Origin of the sequence: Amycolatopsis sp. 2-15 (genome assembly GCF_030285625.1) — a bacterium.
Lineage (GTDB): Bacteria > Actinomycetota > Actinomycetes > Mycobacteriales > Pseudonocardiaceae > Amycolatopsis > Amycolatopsis carbonis.
Genome location: NZ_CP127294.1, coordinates 254,424 through 270,529 on the forward strand (window position 1 = coordinate 254,424; position 16,106 = coordinate 270,529).

General features: G+C 71.3%; 14 protein-coding genes and 1 other RNA gene. 7 read left to right on the forward strand and 8 right to left on the reverse strand.

Annotation, left to right across the window (positions count from 1 at the left end; all coding sequences use genetic code 11):
- Positions 1 to 121 precede the first annotated feature (121 nt).
- Positions 122 to 991: an alpha/beta fold hydrolase gene (locus QRX50_RS01195; RefSeq protein ID WP_285970151.1), complete on the forward strand. Its 870-nt coding sequence runs from the start codon at positions 122 to 124 to the stop codon at positions 989 to 991.
- Positions 992 to 996: 5 nt separating this feature from the next.
- Here QRX50_RS01195 and hutI read toward each other — a convergent pair whose 3' ends face one another.
- The 5 genes from hutI to hutH are packed head-to-tail and all read right to left on the reverse strand — an operon-like array spanning position 997 to position 7,843.
- Positions 997 to 2,142 carry an imidazolonepropionase gene (gene hutI / locus QRX50_RS01200; RefSeq protein WP_285970152.1) on the reverse strand — a complete coding sequence of 382 codons (1,146 nt, stop codon included), beginning with the start codon at positions 2,140 to 2,142 and terminating at the stop codon, positions 997 to 999.
- Complete coding sequence (locus QRX50_RS01205) at positions 2,130 to 3,434, reverse strand: formimidoylglutamate deiminase (protein WP_285970153.1); 1,305 nt, start codon at positions 3,432 to 3,434, stop codon at positions 2,130 to 2,132. Before QRX50_RS01205 ends, hutI begins: the two co-directional genes overlap by 13 nt.
- Positions 3,431 to 4,630 carry an allantoate amidohydrolase gene (locus QRX50_RS01210; protein WP_285970154.1) on the reverse strand — a complete coding sequence of 400 codons (1,200 nt, stop codon included), beginning with the start codon at positions 4,628 to 4,630 and terminating at the stop codon, positions 3,431 to 3,433. Before QRX50_RS01210 ends, QRX50_RS01205 begins: the two co-directional genes overlap by 4 nt.
- Positions 4,631 to 4,661: 31 nt before the next feature.
- Positions 4,662 to 6,314 (reverse strand): urocanate hydratase, encoded by a 1,653-nt coding sequence (gene hutU, locus QRX50_RS01215; protein WP_285970155.1) that lies wholly within the window; start codon positions 6,312 to 6,314, stop codon positions 4,662 to 4,664.
- 2 nt (positions 6,315 to 6,316) lie between these two features.
- Positions 6,317 to 7,843, reverse strand: coding sequence for a histidine ammonia-lyase (gene hutH / locus QRX50_RS01220; RefSeq protein WP_285970156.1), 1,527 nt, complete (start codon positions 7,841 to 7,843; stop codon positions 6,317 to 6,319).
- 142 nt (positions 7,844 to 7,985) lie between these two features.
- On the opposite strand from hutH, the gene QRX50_RS01225 reads away from it, so the two are divergent.
- Together QRX50_RS01225 and QRX50_RS01230 are read left to right on the forward strand one after the other, a co-directional pair.
- Positions 7,986 to 8,951 carry an aldo/keto reductase gene (locus tag QRX50_RS01225; RefSeq protein ID WP_285970157.1) on the forward strand — a complete coding sequence of 322 codons (966 nt, stop codon included), beginning with the start codon at positions 7,986 to 7,988 and terminating at the stop codon, positions 8,949 to 8,951.
- A 28-nt stretch (positions 8,952 to 8,979) separates the two neighbouring features.
- Positions 8,980 to 9,765, forward strand: a complete 786-nt coding sequence (locus QRX50_RS01230; protein WP_285970158.1) for an IclR family transcriptional regulator — start codon at positions 8,980 to 8,982, stop codon at positions 9,763 to 9,765.
- Positions 9,766 to 9,841: 76 nt separating this feature from the next.
- On the opposite strand, the gene ggt is transcribed toward QRX50_RS01230, so the two are convergent.
- From ggt to ssrA, 3 genes are all read right to left on the reverse strand, one after another.
- A complete protein-coding gene (gene ggt / locus QRX50_RS01235) occupies positions 9,842 to 11,635 on the reverse strand; it encodes a gamma-glutamyltransferase (RefSeq protein ID WP_285970159.1) in 1,794 nt (597 codons plus the stop codon).
- Between the two features lie 175 nt (positions 11,636 to 11,810).
- Positions 11,811 to 12,167 carry an Rv3169 family protein gene (locus tag QRX50_RS01240; protein ID WP_491700794.1) on the reverse strand — a complete coding sequence of 119 codons (357 nt, stop codon included), beginning with the start codon at positions 12,165 to 12,167 and terminating at the stop codon, positions 11,811 to 11,813.
- A gap of 527 nt (positions 12,168 to 12,694) precedes the next feature.
- Positions 12,695 to 13,067: a transfer-messenger RNA gene (gene ssrA, locus QRX50_RS01245) on the reverse strand.
- A 188-nt stretch (positions 13,068 to 13,255) separates the two neighbouring features.
- Here ssrA and QRX50_RS01250 point away from each other — a divergent pair.
- The 4 genes from QRX50_RS01250 (at position 13,256) to QRX50_RS01265 (ending at position 16,083) form a co-directional block, all read left to right on the forward strand.
- Entirely contained in the window at positions 13,256 to 13,942 is a 687-nt protein-coding gene (locus tag QRX50_RS01250; protein ID WP_285970161.1) for a sensor domain-containing protein, read from the forward strand.
- Entirely contained in the window at positions 13,939 to 15,072 is a 1,134-nt protein-coding gene (locus QRX50_RS01255; protein ID WP_285970162.1) for a sensor histidine kinase, read from the forward strand. The genes QRX50_RS01250 and QRX50_RS01255 overlap by 4 nt, the downstream gene beginning before the upstream one ends.
- Before the next feature lie 53 nt (positions 15,073 to 15,125).
- A complete protein-coding gene (locus QRX50_RS01260; RefSeq protein WP_285970163.1) occupies positions 15,126 to 15,767 on the forward strand; it encodes a response regulator transcription factor in 642 nt (213 codons plus the stop codon).
- 79 nt (positions 15,768 to 15,846) lie between these two features.
- Positions 15,847 to 16,083, forward strand: a complete 237-nt coding sequence (locus tag QRX50_RS01265; protein ID WP_285970164.1) for a DUF8847 domain-containing protein — start codon at positions 15,847 to 15,849, stop codon at positions 16,081 to 16,083.
- Positions 16,084 to 16,106 lie beyond the last annotated feature (23 nt).

The window sequence follows — 16,106 nt, forward strand, 5'->3', positions numbered from 1 at the left end:
CCGGCGTTCCATGATCATCGGGGCTTACGGTGGGAGCCGTGAACTACCAGGGCACCCGCGTCACCCGCGCCACGCACCTCCACTCCACGCACCCCCGCTCCACGCCTGTGCGAGCGCCCTGGTGAGCCGGCTGCGCGAGGTGACCCTGCGGGCCGGCGACCACCAGCACACGGCCCTCGCCGCCGGACCGGCGGACGGCGAGCCCGTCCTGCTGCTCCACGGCTGGCCCGAGTTCGCCGACTCCTGGACCGCCGAACTCCAGGCCCTCGGCGACGCCGGCTACCACGCCGTGGCGGTCGACCAGCGCGGTTACGCCCGCGAGGCCCGTCCGACCGGTGTCGAGCACTACTCCATCGACGCCCTCATGGCCGACGCACTGTCCTTTGCGGACACGCTCACCACCGGCACCGCGGCTCCGAGGCGCTTCCACCTCGTCGCCCACGACTGGGGCGGCATGATGGCCTGGGTGTTCGCCACGCGGCACCCCGAGCGGCTCAAGTCGCTGACCGTGCTTTCGACCCCGCACCCCGCCGCGCTGAAGCAGGCGGCGAAGGACGAGGAGCAGCAGAACCTCGACCTCGACTACGTCCGCTTCTTCCGCGCGCCCGGCGGTGTCGCCGAGGCGTCGATGCTGGCGGACGGCGCCGCCCGCCTGCGCGCGGCCTACGCGGGCCGTATCCCGGAGCACCAGGTCGAGCGCAACGTCGCGCGCCTGACCGAGCCGGGCGCCCTCACGGCGACGCTCAACTGGTACCGCGGCGCCACCGACGACGAGTTCACCGCCCCGGCCGGCCACATCACCGTGCCGACGCTCTACGTGTGGGGCGCCCAGGACACCAAGCTCGGCCGCACGGCCGCCACGAACACCGCGGAGTTCGTGGACGCCACCTACCGCTTCGAGATCTTCGAGGACGCCGGCCACTGGCTGCCGGAGGAGGCGGCCGACCGCGTCAACCCGCTCCTGCTCGCGCACTTGTCAGCGCACCGCTGAGGCCTTCACCCCATCCGCTCACCCCGCCGCCACACCGCGTGCGTGAGCGGCACACCCGGCCGGTAGGCCAGGTGTGTCGCCGAAGGCGCATCGAGCACGTGCACGTCGGCCCGCGCGCCCGGCCGCAGGTAGCCGACGTCGTCGCGCCGCAGCGCCCGCGCGCCCCCGGCCGTCGCCGACCACACGGCTTCCGCCACCGTCATCCGCATCTGCAGCACGGCCGTGGTCACGCAGAACGCCATCGACGTGGTGTACGAGCTGCCCGGATTCGCGTTGCTGGCCAGCGCGACCGTCGCGCCCGCGTCGAGCAGCCGCCGCGCCGGAGCCAGCGGTTGCCTTGTCGACAGATCGCACGCCGGCAGCAGCGTCGCCACCGTGTCCGACGCCGCCAGCGCCTCGACGTCCTCGTCGCTCAGATACGTGCAATGGTCGACGCTCGCCGCGCCCAGCTCCACCGCGAGCCGCACGCCGGGACCCTCGCCGAGCTGGTTGCCGTGCACCCGCACCCCCAGGCCACGCTCCGCCGCCGCCTTGAGCACCCGCGCCGACTGGGCCTCGTCGAACGCCCCCGTCTCGCAGAACACGTCGGCCCACCGCACGTGGGGCACCACCGCGTCGAGCATCTCGCCGCACACCAGGTCCACATAGGACTCCGGGTCGGCGCCCGGCGGCACGAGGTGCGCGCCGAGGTAGGTGACCTCGTCGGCCACCGTCGCCGCGATCCGCGCCGAGCGCGCTTCGTCGGCCACAGTCAGCCCGTATCCGGTCTTGGTCTCCAGGCAGGTGGTGCCCTGCGCGGCCGCCTCCTCGACGTGCCGGCGCAGGTTCGCCGCCAGCTGCTCGTCGGAAGCCTCCCGCGTCGCCCCGACCGTGACGGCGATTCCGCCCGCGGTGTAAGGCTTTCCGGCCATCCGTGCTTCGAACTCGGCCGTGCGGTCACCCGCGAACACCAAGTGCGTGTGGCTGTCGACCCAGCCGGGCAGCACCGCGCGCCCCTCGACGTCCACGCGCTCGTCGGCCGCCGGCGCCTGCGCGGCCGGCCCGGCCCACGCGACGACACCGCCGTCGAGCACCAGCGCCGCATCGTGCAGCCGGCCCAGCTCGGGGTCGTTGGTGGTGAGCTCGCCGATTCCCGTGATCAGAATTGCCACAGCGCCTCGATCTCCTCGGCCAGTACGGCTTCCGGTCGCTCCACGAGCAGGTGCGCGCCGTCGCGCACCACGTCACGACCCGCCACCACGACGCGTCGCACGTCCGCGGCACCCGCCGCGAACACCACTCCCGACGGCTCGATCCCCGCCGTCCGCACGGAATCCAGCGCCACCGTCACCAGGTCCGCCCCGGCGCCGACGGCCAGCCGGCCCACCTCCGGCCACCCGACGGACGCGTGATCGGCCCCCACCGCCAGCAGCTCCTCGGCGGTGAAGCGGCCGCGTTCCTCGCTGGCCAGACGGTCGTCCAGCTCCAGCGCGCGCGTCTCTTCGAACGCGTCGACCACCGCGTTGCTGTCGCTGCCGACACCCAGCCGCACGCCCGCGTCGAGCAGCTGCCGCGCCGGACCGATGCCATCTCCGAGGTCGCGCTCGGTCGTCGGGCAGAAGCACGCCGCCGACCGCGCGTCACCCAGCCACTTCACGTCCTGGTCGGTCAGGTGCGTCGCGTGGACCGCGACCAACCGCTCACCCAGCACGCCGTGCGCCTGCAGCAACCCGGTCGGCGTCCAGCCGTACGCCGCCTCGCACTGCTCGTTCTCCGCGCGCTGTTCGGACAGGTGGATGTGCAGCGGCCGATCACCGGGCACACCCTGGTTCACGGTCGACAAATCGTCCGCCGGCACCGCCCGCACGGAATGGATGGCCCCGCCGACGCGGAACAGCTCGTCCTCGGCCAGAGATGCCACGCGCGAAGCCCACTTCTCGGCCGAACCGTCGGAGAACCGCTGCTGCACCTCGTCCGGCGGCACGCCGATCCCGCCCGCGAGGTAACACGTGTCCAGCAGGGTCAGCCGGATCCCCGCGTCCCGGGCGGCTTGCCGCAACGCGTCGCCCATCGCGTTCGGCTCCGCGTACGGCTTCCCACCCGGCGCGTGGTGCAGGTAGTGGAACTCGCCGACGCTCGTGTAGCCGCCGAGCACCATCTCCGCGTAGACCCCGCGCGCGAGCCGGTAGTACGCGTCCGGGTCGAGCCGCGCCGCCAGCGAGTACATCCGCTCGCGCCACGTCCAGAACGTGCCACGCTCGTGGTGCGTCCGGCCCCGCAGCGCGCGGTGGAACGCGTGCGAGTGCCCGTTGGCGAACCCCGGCAGCGTGAGCCCGGTGAGGACGGTCCCCGACTTCGGCGCGCCCGTCGTGACCGACGTGATCCGCCCGTCGCGCACCACGAGCAGCACGGCCTCGGCGATCCCGTCGGGCAGCCAGGCCCGTTCACACCAGTACGTGGTCATGCCGCCAGCCGCTCCAGCACCTCGGCCAGCGCCCGCGCGCCGGCCTCCACGTCGGCGGCCTCGGCGAACTCCTCCGGCGAGTGACTGATGCCGGTGGGGTTGCGCACGTACAGCATCCCGGCGGGCACGAACCCGGCCAGGATCGCGGCGTCATGGCCCGCCCCGGTCGGCAGCTCGGGCACCTCGCCGAGCCACTCCCCCAAGTCACGCCGCAGTTTTTCGTCGAACACCACATCGTCGGAGTACGACTCGCGCGTGACGGTCAGCGAGCAGCCCTCCGCCTCCGCGGCGGTGCGGGCCGCCTGCGAAATATCCTCGACGAGCTCCGGCGTCACCGGGCCGGGCACTCGCGCGTCGAGCCATAGGTCCACAGTGGACGCGATGACGTTGGTGCCACCCGGCGTCGGCACGAGCCGCCCGACGGTCGCCCGCGCGTCCGCCCGCGTCGTCGCCAGCCGCCGCACGGCCACCACGGTCTCGGCCGCGGGCAGCATCGGGTCCACGCGGTCTGCGATCAGCGTCGCGCCGGCGTGGTTTCCCTGACCGGAGAACGAGAACCGCCACCGCCCGTGGGCGATCACCGTGCTACCGATCGCCACGGCCGAACCGAGGTCGATCAGGCCGCGACCCTGTTCCACGTGCAGCTCCAGGAACCGGCCGATGAGCCCCAGCCGCTCGGGCTCCGCGCCGATCCGATCGACGTCCAGACCGGACTTCGCGGCCGCCTCCCAGAACGTGACGCCGTCCGGGTCACGCAGCGCGCGCGCCCTGTCCGCGTCGATCGTGCCGGTCATCAGCCGCGAGCCGAGGCAGGGCACGCCGAACCGGCCGCCCTCCTCCTCTGCGAACACGACCACGGCGAACGGCTTGGCCGGCCGGAACCCCTTGGCCTGCAACGCCTCCACGGCCGCCAGCGCGCTCGTCACACCGAGCGGGCCGTCGAACGCGCCGCCGCCCGGCACCGAGTCGAGGTGGCTGCCGGTCACCACGGCGTCCGGCCCCGGCGCGCCCCACCAGGCCCAGAGGTTGCCGTTGCGGTCGGTCTCGACGTCCAGGCCCAGCCGCTGCGCGCGTTCGACGAACCACGTGCGCAGGTCGTGTTCCGGCGCGTCGAACGCGTGCCGCGAGTAACCGCCGCGCTTCGCGTCGCGCCCGACGTCGGCGATCTCGCCGAGCAGTCCCGTCGTGCTATTCATGCCGCCTCCACGGGAAGAAGTACGTCGGCGGTCACGCGTTGTCCCGCATGGGAATGCGCACACCACGCTCGTCGGCGACCTCGGCCGCGTCGTCGTAACCGGCGTCGACGTGGCGGATCACTCCCATGCCCGGGTCGTTCTTCAGCACGCGCTCGAGCTTCTGCGCGGCCAGCGCCGTGCCGTCGGCGACGCTGACCTGGCCCGCGTGGATCGAGCGGCCCATGCCGACGCCACCACCGTGGTGGATCGACACCCAGCTCGCGCCCGACGCGGTGTTGACCAGCGCGTTGAGCAGCGGCCAGTCGGCGATCGCGTCGGAGCCGTCGGCCATGGCCTCGGTCTCGCGGTACGGCGAGGCGACGCTGCCGGAGTCGAGGTGGTCACGCCCGATCACCACGGGCGCCTTGAGCTCACCGCTCGCCACCATCTCGTTGAACCGCAGTCCTGCGAGGTGGCGCTCGCCGTAGCCGAGCCAGCAGATCCGCGCCGGCAGGCCCTGGAACGCCACGCGCTCGCCGGCCATCTTGATCCAGCGCGCCAGGGACTCGTTCTCCGGGAACAGTTCCAGCATCGCGCGGTCGGTGGCCGCGATGTCCTCGGGGTCACCCGAGAGCGCCGCCCAGCGGAACGGGCCGTTGCCCTCGCAGAACAGCGGGCGGATATAGGCAGGCACGAAGCCGGGGAAGTCGAACGCGCGCTCGCAGCCGCCGAGCTTCGCCTCGCCGCGCAGGGAGTTGCCGTAGTCGAAGACCTCGGCGCCGGCGTCGAGGAAGCCGAGCATGGCGTTCACGTGGTCGGCCATGGACTCGCGCGAGCGGTCGGTGAACTCGTCGGGCTTCTTGGCCGCGTAGTCCTGCCAGTCGTCCACGCTGACGCCCTTGGGCAGGTACGACAGCGGGTCGTGTGCCGACGTCTGGTCGGTCACGATGTCGACCTCGACACCGCGGCGCAGCAGCTCCGGCAGCACCTCCGCGGCGTTGCCGACCACGGCCACCGACAGCGGCCGCCGCTCCTTCTTCGCGGTGGTGACGCGCTTGATGGCGTCGTTGAGGTCGTCGGCCACCTCGTCGAGATAACGCGTCTCGACGCGGCGGTGCGCGCGCTGCGGATCGCATTCGATCACGAGCGCTACGCCGTCGTTCATGGTCACCGCAAGCGGCTGCGCGCCACCCATGCCGCCGAGCCCGGCGGTCACGGTGAGCGTGCCGCGCAGAGTGCCACCGAACTTCTTCTTCGCGACGGCGGCGAACGTCTCGTAGGTGCCCTGCAGGATGCCCTGCGTGCCGATGTAGATCCAGGAACCGGCCGTCATCTGGCCGTACATCGTGAGACCCTGCTGCTCCAGGCGGCGGAACTCGGGCCAGGTCGCCCAGTCGCCCACCAGGTTCGAGTTCGCGATCAGCACGCGCGGCGCCCACTCGTGCGTGCGGAACACGCCGACCGGCTTGCCCGACTGCACGAGCAGCGTCTCGTCATTGTCCAAAATGGTCAGTTCGCGCGTGATCGCGTCGAAGCTCGGCCAGTTGCGGGCGGCCTTGCCAGTGCCGCCGTAGACGACCAGGTCCTCGGGACGCTCGGCGACCTCGGGGTCGAGGTTGTTGTGGAACATCCGCAGCGCGGCTTCGGTCTGCCACGACTTCGCGGTGAGCTGGGTGCCGCGAGCGGCACGGACGGTGCGAGACATTCTCAGACCTCCAGACGGGCGGCGGCCAGGACGGCGCCGGAACGGACGAGTTCTTCGGCGGCCGCGATCTCGGGCGCCAGGTGCCGGTCGGGGCCCGGGCCCTCGACCTTCGTGCGGAGCAGGTCGCGCACCGCGCCGGTGACGGGCGACGGTTCGAGCGGAGCGCGGAAGTCGAGCGCACGGGCGGCGGTGAGCAGCTCGATCGCCAGCACCGTGTTCAGGCCTTCGACAGCCTTGCGCAGCTTGCGCGCCGCGGACCAGCCCATGGAGACGTGGTCCTCCTGCATCGCGCTGCTCGGGATGGAGTCGACCGACGCCGGCACCGCGAGCCGCTTCAGCTCGCTGACCACCGCGGCCTGCGTGTACTGCGCGATCATGTGCCCGGAGTCCACACCCGGGTCGTGCGCGAGGAACGGCGGCAGGCCGGCCGAGCGCGCTTTGTCGAGCATCCGGTCGGTGCGCCGCTCGGCGATGCTGGCGACGTCGGCGACCGGGATCGCGAGGAAGTCGAGCACGTAGGCCACGGGCGCGCCGTGGAAGTTGCCGTTGGACTCGACGCGGCCGTCGGCCAGCACCACGGGATTGTCCACGGCGGACCGCAGCTCGCGGTCAGCCACGAGCTCGGCGTGCGTGAGCGTGTCGCGCGCGGCGCCGTGGACCTGTGGGGCGCAGCGCAGCGAGTACGCGTCCTGCACGCGGTTGCAGTCGGGCCCGCGGTGGCTTTCGACGATCTTCGAGCCCTGCAGCGCCGCGAACATCCGCGCGGCGCTGGCGGCCTGGCCGGGGTGCGGCCGCAGCGCCTGCAGGTCGGCGGCGAAGGCCCGGTCGGTGCCCAGCAGCGCCTCGACGCTCATCGCCGCGGTGAGGTCCGCAACGTCCAGCAGGTTGTGCAGGTCGGCGGCCGCGAGCAGCAACATGCCGAGCATGCCGTCGGTGCCGTTGGTGAGCGCGAGACCTTCCTTTTCCGCAAGCACGACGGGCGTGATGCCGGCCGCGCGCAGGGCGTCGGCGGCGGGTTTGCGCTCACCCTCGTGGTCCACTTCGCCTTCGCCCATCAGCGCGAGCGCGATCGCCGCCAGCGGCGCAAGGTCACCCGAGCAGCCGAGCGAGCCGAACTCGTGGACAACCGGCGTGATCCCTGCGTTGAGCAGGCCCGCAAGCGCTTGCGCCGTCTCCGGCCGCACGCCGGTGTAGCCGCTCGCGAGCGTCCGCAAGCGCAGCACCATCAGCGAGCGCACGACCTCCGCCTCCACCGCCGGCCCCGCGCCCGCGGCGTGCGAGCGGATGAGGCTCCGTTGCAGCGCGGTGCGGCTCTCCACGGGGATGTGGCGCGTCGCGAGCGCGCCGAAGCCCGTCGAGACGCCATACGTGGGCGAGGTCGCGTGCGCGAGGTCCTCGATGTGCTGGCGGGTGGCGGCGAGGTTCTTCTCGGCCGCCTCGGTGAGCCCGACGTGCGCGTGTTGGCGGACGACGTCGACGACGTCGGACGCGGTCATCGGCTTCGAGCCCAAGAGCACTGGTTCCGGCATGTCAGCCATTGAAACAACGATCAGCGCCCGGGCGGGAGAGCGGAGTTGGCGGTAGCGTCTGGTATCCAAGACACAGCGAGGTTGGAGCTTCGCTGCGTGGCACGAGTGTCCCGCTCGTGCACTCGTTCGGAAGGTGGGTCCAGTGGAAACGTCTTCGCTCGGTGACTCCGGGGTCGAGGTCACCGGGTTCGTCTACGGCGCCGGTTCCATCGGAGGCATCGGTGGCGCGGCGGCCACCCGGGGGTTGGGAATCGACACCGCGGACGGGCTGCGCCGGCTCAGCGAGGCCTACGACCTGGGGATTCGCACCATCGACACCGCCGACAGCTACGGCGGTGGCGAGAGCGAGCGCACGGCCGGGCGCTGGCTGGCCGAGCAGCCGCGGGACGACGTGGTCGTGCTGACCAAGGTGGGCGGCCGGGTGCGGCCCGATCAGACGGACGTCGACCTGTCCGGGCCGCACGTCGAACGGCAGCTGGCGGAGAGCATCCGGCGCCTGGGCCGCGTTGACCTCTACCTGTCCCACGCGCCCGATCCGCGAACGCCGATCGAGGAGACGCTCACCGCGTTCGCCGCCGCGCGGGAAGCGGGGCTGATCCGCGATTACGGCGTGAGCAACGTCGATGCGGCGCTGCTGGACGCCATCCTGGACATCGCCGCGAAGAGGTCACTGCCTCGCCCGGTGTGCGTCCAGAATGGACTCAGCCTGCTCAATCGCGCGGACGAACGCGACCTGCTGCCGCTGGCCGCCGCGGAGGGCATCGGGTACCTGGCCTACTCACCCCTCGCGGGCGGCGTGCTCTCCGACCGGTATCTCGACGGAGCCGCGCCCGCACCCGGGAGTCGCATCGCCCTCGCCGGAGACCGGTACTACTCGGGCATGCACTCGGCGGAAAATCTCACCCGGGTCGCAGCGCTGCGGGACCTCGCCCGGCAGAACGAAATCAGCACGGCCGGGTTGGCGCTCGCCTGGCTGCTTGCGCATCCGGCGGTGACGGCGCCGGTCGTCTCGCCCAGCACCGACACCCAGTGGGAGGCGGTCCGCGAGGCCGCCGGCGCGGACCTCGACGACACCGTGTTCGCCGCGGTCTCGGCCGTCTTCAGCTGACACCCGCACCCGTGGCGGAAGGAGCGAGGTGAGCAGTTCGGACGTGCCCGCCCTGCGCAACGGTCTCGCCGTGCTGCAGCTACTCGCGAGCCACGCCGGTCCGGTGTCCGCCGCGACCGTCGCCAGGGACCTGCATCTCCCGCGGTCGACGACGTACCACCTGCTCAACGAGCTCGTCGCCGCCGGTTTCGTCGCCCACCTGCCGGCCGAACGCCGCTACGGCCTCGGGATCGCCGCGTTCGAGCTCGGGTCGGCGTACCTGCGCCACGACCCGCTCGAACGGCTGGCCGCGCCGCTGCTGCGCAAGCTCGTGGACCGCGTCGGCCACACCGCGCACCTGGGTGTGCTGCACGGGAACGAGTCGCTGTACCTGATCAAGGAGCGACCGGCGCGGCCGGAAACGCTGGTCACCGACGTCGGCGTGCGGCTGCCCGGGCAGCTCACGGCGTCGGGCCGGGCGATCCTGAACCACCTGCCGGCCGCCCACGTCCGGGCGCTGTTCCCGATGGCGGCGTCGTTCGTGCTCCGGACCCGGCGTGGGCCGGATTCGCTCGCCGCGCTGCGCCGGACGTTGGCAGCGGAACGGCGACTGGGCTGGGCGGTCGAGGACGGTCACGTGACGGACGGCTTCGCCTCTGTCGCAGCGCCCGTGTTCGACCACGGGGCGCGGCCGATGGCGTCGATTTCCGTGACACTGCGGCATCTTTGCCCTGACGACGGGCCGTGCGGCGAGACGTTTCCGGAGTTCGCGGCTGCGGTTGCCGAGACGGCCGCGGAGCTGACGAGCCGGATCGGCGGCACCGTTCCGCAGTGAAAAGGCCCGCTTCGCCACTCGTGGAATCCAAAGCGTGGAATCCAAGGAGCGGCGAAGCGGGCCTTGTGACAGTGGATCAGCGGTGCGAAGAGATCACCATCGCCGAGGTGCCACCCCGGCGGACGGGTTCACCGGCCGCCAGGATCTTCCCACCGGGCTTGAACTCCAGCCCGGCCGCGACACCGATGGAACTGACCTGGCTGAAGCTCTGCCCCAGCGCTTCGAGCCCCTTCGTGGTGGGCAACGCGAGGAACGCCGGCTCCGCGTCGGACGTCTTCGCGTTGCGCTGCGACGCACGCGGCGCGGCGATCGCGTCCGGCAGGCTCATGCCCAGGTCGAGGCGGTTGACCAGGACTTGCAGCACGGTCGTGATGATCGTGGCGCCGCCCGGGGAACCGACGGCGAGCACGGGCTTGCCGTCCTTGAGCACGATCGTCGGGGACATGCTGGAGCGCGGGCGCTTGCCGCCGGCCGGCAGGTTCGGGTCGGCCGCGGTGCCCTGGGTGGGGGTGAAGTTGAAGTCCGTGAGCTCGTTGTTGAGCAGGAAGCCGCGACCGGAGACCGTGATGCCGCTGCCGGCGAGCTGCTCGATCGTGTTGGTGTAGGAGACGACGTTGCCCCACTTGTCGCTGACGACGAAGTGGTTCGTGTGCTGCTCGTTGCTGTCGGACGAAGCGGCGGGCGCGGTGGCGCAGCCGCCCTTGTGGGAGTACGGGTCGCCGGGCGCGACGGGGCTCTGACCGGCCTTGTTCGGGTCGATCTGGCACGCGCGAGTGGCCGCGAACTGCTTCGACAGGAGCTGCTGCTGCGGGACCTTCACGTACCGGGAGTCGCCGATGTAGCGGTTGCGGTCGGCGAACGCGAGGCGGCTGGCCTCCAGGTAGTGGTGCAGCGCCTGCGTGCGGTCCATCTTGGACAGGTTGTAGTTGCCCAGGATGTTCAGCGACTCCCCGACGGTGATGCCGCCGCTGGACGACGGGGCCATGCCGTAGACGTCGTAGCCGCGGTAGTTCACGCGCGTCGGCGAACCGTCGAGCGCGCGGTAGGCGCGCAGGTCCGACAGCTGCATCGGGCCGGACATCGGCTTGATCGGCGCGCCCTTGGCGACCGGCGGGTTCTGCACGGTCTTCACGAGGTCGCGGCCGACGGAACCACCGTAGAACGCGCCGATGCCCTGGCGGCTGATCTGGCGATAGGTGTCGGCGAGGTCCGGGTTTCGGAACACGGAGCCGACCTTCGGCGCCTCACCGCCCGGCAGGAACAGCTTCGCGCTGGGCGCGAAGTGCGACAGCTTGTCCTTGAGCGAGGCCGTCTCGCTGGCGAACTCCTGGTTCACGACGAAACCGCGGTCGGCGACCTGCACGGCGGGCTTGAGGTTGTCGGCGAGGCTGAACTTGCCCCAGCGCTGCAGCGCGCGCTGCCACGTGGCGAGCATGCCGGGTACGCCGACGGACCGGCCGCTCTCGACGGCGGTCTCGAAGTCGTAGGCCTTGCCGGTGGCCGGGTCGACGAACATGTCGGACCCGTCGGCGGTCGGCGTGGTCTCGCGGCCGTCGATGGTCGAGACGCGCTTGGTCTTGGCGTCGTAGTAGACGAAGTAACCGCCACCACCGGGCCCGGCGACGTACGGATCGGTCACCCCGAGCGTCGACGCCACCGCGACCGCGGCGTCGGCCGCCGTGCCGCCTTTACGCAGGACGTCGATGCCCGCCTGCGTGGACTCGACGGTGTCCGAGACAACCGCCCCGCCGTACCCCTCGGCGACCGGCTGCTTGCCCCCTTGCTGGGGCTGGGCCTCGGCCGCGGGCACCGCGACCCCCGCGGCAACCCCCACGGCCAGCAACACGGTGAGTGTTCGACGTCTACGCATGGCACTCCCTTCCTCAGGCCGGCAACGGCCTTCCGGGACCCCCGACGAGGTACGGACCACACCACGCACTCGCCGGTGAGCTTCGTGGTCGGAGGTTTACCACCGACTCGTTCGAGCAGGAAGTCACCTTAAGCCGGATTTAGGGTGGGTGCACCCGAACGTCCGCCCCGCCCCCTCACCGAACGGCGGCTCCCGTGCCGTCGGGCATGCCGGAGGGGTCGTGCCGGCCGACCACCGCGTGTTCGAACAAACCGACGCCGGTGCGGCCGTAGGAGGTGCGCAGGGTCGAGAGCAGCTGGGTGTGCAGCGTCGTGCGGTCGGTGGGGTCGAGGTCGGCCAGGTGCCAGGTCTCGTGGCTGACCACCAGGCCGCCGTGCCAGGTGCCGAAGGCGTGGTCCGGGTGGGAGTACCCCAGGCCCTTCATCAGGAACGGCCGGCGGGGCTCCACGTCGATCTCGCGGGAGACGCCGCCGCGGGGACCCAGGCGGAGGGTGGCGTGCTCGGGCCAGCGGGTGCCGGGGCGGTAGCGGATCGCGGCGTCGACGTCCGAGGTGCGGTGGACCTCGCCGGAGCGTGCGACGACGGTGCCCCACGTGCCGTGGCGGTTGTGCGTTACAACGCGAAGGGCAAAACCTCAGTACCATCGGCCACCACCACACCCCCGCCGCCTATTTCATGGCCCCCAAACCACCGCCAAATAGCCCACAACGAACCCACAACAGCACCCCTCGACCCGCCAGCCCCCACCACCCGAGCCCCTCACCACCGCTACGACCGGGGCCCGCCCACCCGACGCAACACACACGGGGGTCCAGGGGACGCAGCCCCTGGCAGGGGTTTGGGGGTCCGACCCCCAAGAGACACAACGAAGAGAGCCCCGTTTGCGCATTCGGCAAACAGCGCCCCCACGCTCGCCACCCGCACCCGGCAACGCCACCCAGCCACAACGACGGGGGTCCGGGGGCTCGCCCCCGGGCGGGGTCTGGGGGTCGCACCCCCAGCAAACACCCGACACAAGAAAACCGGCTCACGCTCTGTGTGAGCATGAGCCGGCCATTCTTGTGGAGGTGCCGGGAATTGAACCCGGGTCCTCTAGCGTCTTGACAGGGCTTCTCCGTGTGCAGTCCACTCTGTCTCTACTTGGCCCCTTCAGTCACGTGAACAAGCTGAAGTGACGAGCCCAGCCACTGTTTGCTTCCCAACCAGGCCCCGTGGCCGGGACTGGCGGTAAGCCTCCTAGCTGATGCCGGCTACCGGGTCGGAGGCGATCCCGGGCCGACAGACTCACTCTGCTACTTAGGCAGCAAGAGCGAAGTCGCGCTGGCTATTGGCCTTGGCGCTTATAGGTTTGCGATGACGCTTGCGGTGGTCTCTCGCCTGCACCGACACGCTTCCCCTGACTCAACGTCCAGAGTCGAAACCGTTCACCCCCTTGTAGGTGCTACATAACCTGACCATCATAACGCGTGCGGCAACCTGGTTGATTCCCGGAGGCGCGCCGAGGCACGAGGACCCGGGGTGAGGCTGGCCCTACCCGCAACATGCCCGCGCGCCCCATTCAGGCGAACGCCTTCCGAAGCGATGCTGAGCAGGTCGTTCGCTTGGAGAAGGAGCCCCGCCATGGTCACCGTGTCCGCCGCGAGGAGGCGCCACCCGCCGTTGGGTCGGGCGCTGGCGTTTCTGCTGCTCAACCTGCCCCTGGGCATCGTCTCGTTCGTCCTCATCACGGTGCTGCTCTCGGCCGGCGCCGGGACGCTCGTCGTGTGGCTGGGGGTGCCGCTGCTGGGGCTGCTCGTCCTCCTGGCCCGCGGGGCGGGGCGGATGGAGCGCGCGCGGGTGTTTTCGCTGCTCGACACATACGTGGACAGCCCGTATCTGCCGTTGCCACCCACCGGGCAGCGCGCTCGCTGGACCACGCGGCTGAAAGACGGCGCCACGTGGCGCGACCTGTCGTACTTCTTCCTGCTCTTCCCGATCGGTCTCGTCGAGTTCGTGCTGGTCGTGACGTTCTGGGCGACGAGCCTGGGCCTGGTCGCGCTGCCGATCTACTACCGCTTCCTGCCCGAGGGCGCCTGGTACTTGCCGGGATACGATGTGCGGTGGCTCACCGTCGACTCGACGGTGAGCGCGCTGCCCTGGGCGGCGCTGGGGGTGCTGTTCGTCGCCCTGTCCGTGGCGCTGACCAGGGGCCTGGCGGCGCTGCACGGCGGGCTCGCCGTGGCTCTGCTGCGGCCGACCGTGTCCCAGCGCCGTTGCATGGAGCGCTCGTGGCAGGAACTCGACGAGACGAGCACGGTGACCGGATGACCACGGAGCAGCAGCTGCCGGAGCATCCCCGGCCGAATCCCGCGCGCACGATCGTCTACATGATCACGAGTTTCGTGTTCCGCCTGGTCCAGTTCGTGCTCATCGTGGTGGGCGCGACGGTGGGCGTCGGCACGGTCGTGGTCTGGGTCGGGTTCCCGATCCTGCTCGCGACCACGGCGTTCGTCCGCTGGTCGGGTGACGCCGAGCGCCGGTGGGCGCGCACGATGCTGCGGACGCCGCTCACGAAGGTCGAGCGGCTGCCGCTCGAGGGCCAGTCGCTGACGCGCCGCTGGCTCACCCGCCTCACCGACCCGACGACGTGGCGTGACCTCGCGTACCTGATGATCGCGTTTCCGCTGGCCATCGCGGAGCTGCCGGTGGCGATCGCGTCGATCGTGCTGCTGCCGATGGCGATCTGGGTGACGCCGTGGCTCGGCTGGCTCCACGGCAACCTCGCCCTGTCGCTCCTGGGCCCGAACCGCACGAAGAAGCTCGAAGCGAAGGCCGAGCACCTGCAGGCGTCGCGGGCCCGTGGTGTCGACGCGGCGGAGGCCGAGCGCCGGCGCATCGAGCGCGATCTGCACGACGGCGCCCAGCAGCGGCTCGTCGCCGTCGCCATGAGCCTCGGGCGCGCGAAGTCGAAGTTCGACAACGACCCCGCCGCCGTGCGCGACCTCATCGACGAGGCCCACGCCGACGCCAAGCTCGCCGTCTCCGAGCTGCGCGACCTCGCGCGCGGCATCTACCCCGCCGTCCTCGGCGACCGCGGCCTCGACGCCGCGCTTTCGGCCCAGGCCGCGAAGTCGCCGATCCCGGTCGACGTGAGCGTGAACGTCGAGCCCCGCCCGCCGGCCGCGGTGGAGACCACGGCGTACTTCATCGTCGGCGAGACGCTCACCAACATCGCCAAGCACTCCGGCGCCACCGAGGCGATCGTGAAGGTGTGGCGCAGCGAGACGCACGTGATCGTCGAGATCACCGACAACGGGCACGGCGGCGCCGAGGTGCGTCCGGGCGGCGGCCTCGCCGGCCTGGCCGACCGCGCCGCGACCATCGACGGCGTGATCACCGTGGTCAGCCCCGTCGGCGGACCGACCGTGATCCGGGCGGACCTGCCGTGCCAATGGTGACCCGTTCGTGAGTGAATAGCCCGGAGCTTTTCTCTCACGAGCCTGGGGGCCTGATGCGAGTAGTGATCGCCGAAGATGCCGTGCTGCTGCGGGCGGGGGTCACGCGCCTGCTCGCCGACGAGGGCATCGAGACCGTCGCCGCCGTCGACAACGGTGACGACCTGCTCGGCGCCGTCACCGAACACCGGCCCGACCTCGCGATCGTCGACGTGCGCATGCCACCGACGTTCACCGACGAAGGCCTGCGCGCCGCCCTCGCCGCGCGCGCCGCCGTGCCCGGCCTGCCCGTGCTGGTGCTTTCGCAGTACGTGGAGGAGAGCTACGCGGTGGAGCTGCTCTCCGGCGGCGCAGGCGGGGTCGGTTACCTGCTCAAGGAACGCGTCGCCGATGTCGCCGACTTCCTCGACGCCGTGCGCCGCGTCGCCAATGGCGGCACGGCGATCGACCCGGACGTGATCGCGCAGCTGATGGCCCGCGGGCGCCGCAACCCGCTCGACGCGCTGACCGCGCGCGAATCGGAAGTGCTGGGCCTGATGGCGCAAGGGTTGTCGAACACGGCGATCGCCAACCGGCTCGTGGTGTCGCACGGTGCCGTCGAAAAGCACATCGGCAACATCTTCTCCAAGCTCGGTCTCGAAGCCAGCTCGGAAGAACACCGGCGCGTACGAGCGGTCCTGACGTACCTGGGCCGCTGACGGCCGTCACCCGTATTGGCGGCAGCATGCGCGTGCGGGCCTCGCTTACCATGGACCAATGTCTGGTGAGGAGTTCCCGGTGACCGACCGCAGCGTCCGCTTCTTCGGCGGCCCGCTCGACGGCCGTGTCCAGGAGCTCACCGAGGAAGAACCGGTGCCGGGCACGATCGTGCGCCACATCCACCTCCACGGCGGCCCGAAGATCGAGACGCTGTACGAGCTCGGCATGACCGAGCACGGCTGGGAGTACCGCGTGAGCGCCACCACGCTCTCGGAACCCTCGCACTCCGAACCGGAGCCCGACGGCCTGAGGTAGGGACAACCCCCGTAGCGACCACG

Coding starts and splice junctions, on each gene's coding strand:
- QRX50_RS01205 (WP_285970153.1), bottom strand. CDS start 3,434: ATGACCACGTACTGGTGTGAACGGGCCTGGCTGCCCGACGGGATCGCC.
- QRX50_RS01210 (WP_285970154.1), bottom strand. CDS start 4,630: ATGAATAGCACGACGGGACTGCTCGGCGAGATCGCCGACGTCGGGCGC.
- hutU (WP_285970155.1), bottom strand. CDS start 6,314: ATGTCTCGCACCGTCCGTGCCGCTCGCGGCACCCAGCTCACCGCGAAG.
- hutH (WP_285970156.1), bottom strand. CDS start 7,843: ATGCCGGAACCAGTGCTCTTGGGCTCGAAGCCGATGACCGCGTCCGAC.
- ggt (WP_285970159.1), bottom strand. CDS start 11,635: ATGCGTAGACGTCGAACACTCACCGTGTTGCTGGCCGTGGGGGTTGCC.
- QRX50_RS01250 (WP_285970161.1), top strand. CDS start 13,256: ATGGTCACCGTGTCCGCCGCGAGGAGGCGCCACCCGCCGTTGGGTCGG.
- QRX50_RS01255 (WP_285970162.1), top strand. CDS start 13,939: ATGACCACGGAGCAGCAGCTGCCGGAGCATCCCCGGCCGAATCCCGCG.
- QRX50_RS01260 (WP_285970163.1), top strand. CDS start 15,126: ATGCGAGTAGTGATCGCCGAAGATGCCGTGCTGCTGCGGGCGGGGGTC.